The following is a 5234-nucleotide window of genomic DNA, read 5'->3' as shown; positions in this document are numbered from 1 at the left end:
GAACAAGCCCGGCCATGACGAAATAAAACCGCTCATTTCAAGAAGATCCACGAGAATGCGGGCCGTCTTTTCGGTCAGGCTCCAAGATGCCCGCCCTTGTGCCGACCGGAGATCTAGCCATCAGGCAAGGCGAAGGGTTAGCTGGCGCACGGGATGGATGTGAGTTTGCACAAAGTCGGTCAGATGATCCGGCACCGGCACGCCATCCATGTCGCAGCGCATCTGGATTTCAGCCGCTATGTCCGAAGAAACGTCTTCGGACCAGTGCTCCAGCGTGTTGAACGCAACGACGCGGACAGGGCTGTTGTATTGGCCGGAAAGTAGATCGCCGACGATGGTTTCAAGATCGGCTTTCTCGATCTCGGTTTCTCGGTAAACCGAGCCGCTAGAAAAGCTGTCCACTACAAGGTAGACGGTTTCATCCGCCCCGTAGGGTACCGTACCGGGTGACCAGCCAGTCCTTGGCATGGACGCGCATCCTGCACTAATCTTACTGCATAAGCCCCTCATGGTGAGGAGCGCCAACGGGTCCGCGCGTAGCGCGGCCCGATGACAGGCTTCGCGCGTCTCCGGACGATGCTGCGCATCGCCGGGCGAACCATGAGGCCCGTCTGTGGCCTACATCCTTCGAGACGCCCGCTCCGCGGGCTCCTCAGGATGAGGATTGGCCCTGACGCAGTAGATCTAACGCGATTCAAGTGCCGCCCAGCGCAGCGGGTTCCGGTTTTCGTTCCACTTTTTCCCGAATTTGCTATTATCAAAACTGTCTTGTCGCTCGTAGAGGATGCTGGTTTAGCGCGGGCGCCCGGAGAGGTAGTGCCATGACCAAACTGGATGATCGGACGATTGCAAACATGAGCTTCGTTTTAGAGGAGACCTGCCGCGTCTTCCCTAACGGCGGCGACCACGAACGCCGTCGCTACATCGCACGGAAATTGAAGCTCAGTGCGAAGAGGGGAAACGCCACCTTGGGCGGATTGAGGGCCGTCGCACATACCGCGCTCAAAGAGATAACGAAGCAACGGTCGGCTTGATCGCTACTCAGCAATCCTCGTCACGTCAGGACGGCGGGGCGCATTTTCCGGCGCTCATCGATCCTGCAAATCGGTGGAAATATGTTTCGTCAGAAAACCTGACAGTATTTGCCCGGACTAGACGATGGCGAATCATTGCTCAAAATGCGGCTTTCTCAACAAAGCGTATATTTGCGTTCGCCCGGCACATGTGCCGGGCTTTCGCATGCGAGCCCGCGCTAATGTAGTCGCGCCGTCGCGCAACGCCTTTTGCGCCGAAGTGGATTCAACGGTCAACCCGCCTCCCACTTCACCGGCAGATTGAGCAGGCCGCGAAACGCCCAGCCGCCGATCCGCACCGGTTCGCTGTCGTCCAGCCGCAGGCCTTTCAGCCGCGCGAATGCGCTCGGCAGCGCGACGTCGGCGACCATGGCGCGAGAGGCGAACGCACCGGCGCAATAATGCGGGCCGGCGCCGAAGGCGATGCTCTTCTGGGTGTCGCGGGTGATGTCGAAACGGTCCGGATCGCTGAAGGAGGCCTCGTCGCGATTGGCCGAGCCGAACATGAAGAACACGCGGTCTTCCGGCTCGAAGTCGACGCCGCGATAAGTCCACGGCTTGGCGACGCGGCGCGGCGACATCTGGATCGGCGCGATCCAGCGCGCATATTCCTCGAACACGTCGATCCACTTCGCCTTGCCCTCGCGCACCAGCGCGAGCTGCTCTGGATGCGTCAATAGCGCCCAGGTCGCGCCTGATATCGCATCGCGCGGCTCGTTCTGCCCGCCCGAGATCGCCAGCTTGATGTTGGCGCGGATGCTTTCCATGTTCTGGCCGGCGGCGAGCAGCACGCTGAGGATCGAGGTGTTCGGCTGTTTCTTCACGACAGGGATCATGTCGTCGATCGCGGCATCGATCCCGGCGGTGGCGGCATGGCAGCGCGCCTCGACCTCCTTGTTGCCGGTATAGTTGGCGATGCCGTCGATCATCGCCTGCGACCACGCATCCATGTCCTGGTAGCGCATGTTGGTCAGTCCGGTGACGTCCTTGAGGCATTCGGCCGACAGCGGCAGTGCAAACGCCTTGCACAGATCTGCCGATCCTTTTGGCGCCAGTTCATCGAGAATGCGATCGGCGTGGGCCTGAAATTGCCGGACCCAGGTGTCGCGCACCGTGCGCGGCGACACGGCGGGAAACATCGCCTGCCGCTCCGTCATGTGCGCTTCGCCATCCTTGCGCATCATGTTGTGGCCCATCAGCACATTCATCAGCCCGGCGGGCTGGTGCGAGGAGAATACGTCGATGCGCTTCTCCTGGGTGAAGATGTCGTCGCGCCGGGTGAACACGGTCGAGCCGAGCTGCGGCACGAACGCGATCGGCGCCTCCTTCCGCATCTTCGCAAGCGCAGGGTAGGGATCGGCCCAGAAGGAGGGGACGTCGATGTCGAAATGCGGGGCGTTGGACATGATATGCTCACACCGCCCGGTAACCGCCGTCGACCATCACGATCGAACCGGAGACGTAGGCCGAGAGATCGGAGGCGAGGAAGATGGCGGGGCCGACGATGTCCTCTGCGGTCCCGGCGCGGCCGAGCGGCGTGTGATCCATGAACGTCTTCACCAGATCCGGATTGTTCGCGCGAGCGCTGGCGTTCAGCGGCGTTGCGATGAAGCCCGGGCCGATCGCGTTGACGCGCACGCCTTCCTTGCCGAGTTCGGCGGCCAGCGCCTTCGTGAAGCCGAGCACGCCGTGCTTGGAGGCGGTGTAGGCCGGGGAGCTCGGCGTGCGCACATGCACGAAGGACTGGATCGAACCGATGTTGACGATGCGTCCCTTGCTGGCGCGCAAGGGCGCGAGGAACGCATGCGTTACGTTGAACACGCCGGTGAGGTTGACGGCGATGATGTCTTCCCAATCGCTGATGACGGCGTCCGCCGCGCCCAGCATGCCGTTGCGGCGGACGATGCCGGCATTGTTGACGAGGATCGAGACCTGGCCGATCTTGTCGGCGATCTGCTTCGCCATCGCGACGCAATTTTCGCGGTTCGCGACATCGAGCGCATAACTTTCGGCCTTGCCGTCGGCGTCACGAATTTCCTTCGCGGCCTCTGCCGCCGCCTTCTCGTCCCTGTCGAGCAGGACGACCTGCGCGCCCTCGCGGGCGTAGCCGATCGCAATGGCGCGACCGATGCCGGAACCTGCGCCGGTGACGACTGCGATATGATTCTGGAGAAGGGGCATGGGCATTTCCTCTTGCTTGGTTTTGGCAGAGGATAGCAAGCGTGCCCGCGCGCACAAGGTGGTAGGGGACAGCAGTCCGTAGGATGGGTAGAGCGAAGCGAAACCCATCAATTGGTGCCGATGAACGAAATGATGGCTATCGCTGCGCTCCACCCATCCTACGGAACTGCCAGACCTCATCCTGAGGAGCGCGTCTTCGCGCGTCTCGAAGGATGCAGGCCCGTTTGTGGCCTCATGGTTCGAGACGGCGCCAGGGCGCCTCCTCACCATGAGGGTCAACAGTTACTCAGAACGCGCAGGTGCCGTTGCGCAAGAAGCCATCCTTGACGACCAGCGCGTCGCCGAAGGTCGGCACTTCCGAGCCGACGATTACGCTGTAATTTCCCGGATATGGCGCGGTCGGGATGCTCCGATCCCAGATCTGGCAGAAGCCGGTATCCTGCCAGCGGACCAGGTGGTACGAGGCCTGGGCTGGGCTGGAGGCGGCAAGTGCGGTGAAGCCAATGCCGGCAACGGCGCAAAGGGCAAAAATACGACGCATCTTCAATCTCCTGTTTGCAACACGGGCTCTCGCGCCCGGTTACCCCTTGAGTAGCGGGCAAAGCGAGAAGGTTCAAAAGACGCCAAGCGGAAGTGGAATGGCTTAGCGAAATCCCCGCGCGCTGTTATGGTTCGCGCCCGGCGGCAGCGGGGCGATGTCAACGTTGCGGTAAGGAGACAGCATGATGCAGACAGCGACTCGATGGCGCGCGTTAGGCCTGCGCCGCGGCGCAAGCGTCGTGCTGACCATGCTGTGCACGCTCGCCGCAGTGTCGTTTCCATCGGGTGGATCGCCGGCCGCCGCGCCGCTCGCGGTGGCGGTGGCGGATTTTGATTATTTCGACACCTCCGGTGAGGTCGCGGACCAGAGCGCGGAGCATCGCGCCCGCGTGGCATCGTTTGCCGCGTTGCTGCGCGATAATCTGGCGGCCCAGGGCGATTATCGCGTGGTGCCGATCGAATGCCCCGATCATCCCTGCACCGCCACCAGCATGTCGCAGGACGTTTTCATCGCCGCCGCGCGCAAGGCCGGCGCGCGCCTCGTGGTCTATGGCGGCATCCGCAAGATGAGCACGCTGGTGCAATGGGGCGAAGTCCAGTTGCTCGACCTCGAAGCCGAGAAACTCTTGATGCGGCGAACAGTGACGTTCCGCGGCGACAACGATGCCGCCTATCGCCATGCCGCCAACTTCGTCAGCGACACGCTGAAGGAAACGATGCCGAAGCCGTGAGCTAATCCGCCCTATGCCTTCGCCAGTGATGCAACAGCCTCGATCTCGATCAGCATCTTCGGGTCGGGCAACGCCTGCACCACGCAGGTGGTTCGGGCGGGGTAGGGCGCAGGCCCGAATGCCGACGCGTACAGCACGTTCATCGTGGCGACGTCGGATGCGCGGGTCAGCAGCACGTTGACCTTGACGAGATCGCGGAACGTCGCGCCGGCCTCGTCGAGTATGCGCTTGATGTTGGCGACGACGAAGCCGAACTGCGCCTCGAAACCGTCCGCCAGCGCGCCCTTGTCGTCGAACCCCGGAATGCCCGAGACGAACAGCAGATCGCCGGTGCGCGTGGCGAACGAGAGCGGCGGGGACTTGATGCCGGCGGGCGGAGCGAAGTGCTGGATCGGGGGCATGGGACACCTTCGTGAGCGGTTCGTTGCCCTAAGCCTAACGCGCCGCTGCCTCGCTGGAAAGGCAGCGGCGCGGCGCTTGTGACCCGCCGATAGGTTTGGAAAGCATGATGCCGGTACGATCGCCGCTCGAGCGCCGGAGGAGATCGCCGGGCAAATACTAGCGCAATCCGATCGCGGCGAACGTAATGCAGTTCACAGGCGCGATAATTTTCGTTCGCTTGCGCACGTTTGCCACATCAGTATCTCGGCCATATTTTGATGAAATTGTGTCATGCCCGTCGTCATGCGCTGGCCGCGCGGGCCATCAA

At 62.4% G+C, this 5234-nt stretch carries 7 protein-coding genes; 2 read left to right on the top strand and 5 right to left on the bottom strand.

Annotation, left to right across the window (positions count from 1 at the left end):
- Nucleotides 1–120: 120 nt before the first annotated feature.
- On the bottom strand, nucleotides 121–468 hold the full coding sequence (locus CP49_RS33595; protein WP_057854422.1) for a hypothetical protein: 348 nt from the start codon (nucleotides 466–468) through the stop codon (nucleotides 121–123).
- A 353-nt stretch (nucleotides 469–821) separates the two neighbouring features.
- Between CP49_RS33595 and CP49_RS33590 the strand changes: the two genes are divergently transcribed.
- Nucleotides 822–1034, top strand: a complete 213-nt coding sequence (locus CP49_RS33590; RefSeq protein ID WP_057854421.1) for a hypothetical protein — start codon at nucleotides 822–824, stop codon at nucleotides 1032–1034.
- 272 nt (nucleotides 1035–1306) lie between these two features.
- On the opposite strand, the gene CP49_RS33585 is transcribed toward CP49_RS33590, so the two are convergent.
- From CP49_RS33585 to CP49_RS33575, 3 genes are all read right to left on the bottom strand, one after another.
- On the bottom strand, nucleotides 1307–2479 hold the full coding sequence (locus tag CP49_RS33585; RefSeq protein WP_057854420.1) for a cytochrome P450: 1173 nt from the start codon (nucleotides 2477–2479) through the stop codon (nucleotides 1307–1309).
- Nucleotides 2480–2486: 7 nt separating this feature from the next.
- A complete protein-coding gene (locus CP49_RS33580) occupies nucleotides 2487–3254 on the bottom strand; it encodes an SDR family NAD(P)-dependent oxidoreductase (protein WP_057854419.1) in 768 nt (255 codons plus the stop codon).
- A 286-nt stretch (nucleotides 3255–3540) separates the two neighbouring features.
- On the bottom strand, nucleotides 3541–3795 hold the full coding sequence (locus tag CP49_RS33575; protein ID WP_057854418.1) for a hypothetical protein: 255 nt from the start codon (nucleotides 3793–3795) through the stop codon (nucleotides 3541–3543).
- 184 nt (nucleotides 3796–3979) lie between these two features.
- Between CP49_RS33575 and CP49_RS33570 the strand changes: the two genes are divergently transcribed.
- A complete protein-coding gene (locus tag CP49_RS33570; RefSeq protein WP_197423314.1) occupies nucleotides 3980–4525 on the top strand; it encodes a DUF2380 domain-containing protein in 546 nt (181 codons plus the stop codon).
- 11 nt (nucleotides 4526–4536) lie between these two features.
- On the opposite strand, the gene CP49_RS33565 is transcribed toward CP49_RS33570, so the two are convergent.
- Nucleotides 4537–4926, bottom strand: a complete 390-nt coding sequence (locus CP49_RS33565; RefSeq protein ID WP_057854416.1) for a RidA family protein — start codon at nucleotides 4924–4926, stop codon at nucleotides 4537–4539.
- Nucleotides 4927–5234 lie beyond the last annotated feature (308 nt).

The organism is Bradyrhizobium valentinum (assembly GCF_001440405.1).
Lineage (GTDB): Bacteria > Pseudomonadota > Alphaproteobacteria > Rhizobiales > Xanthobacteraceae > Bradyrhizobium > Bradyrhizobium valentinum.
Note: the sequence above shows the minus strand (reverse complement) of the source record. Positions and strands in the feature narration are given on the sequence as shown.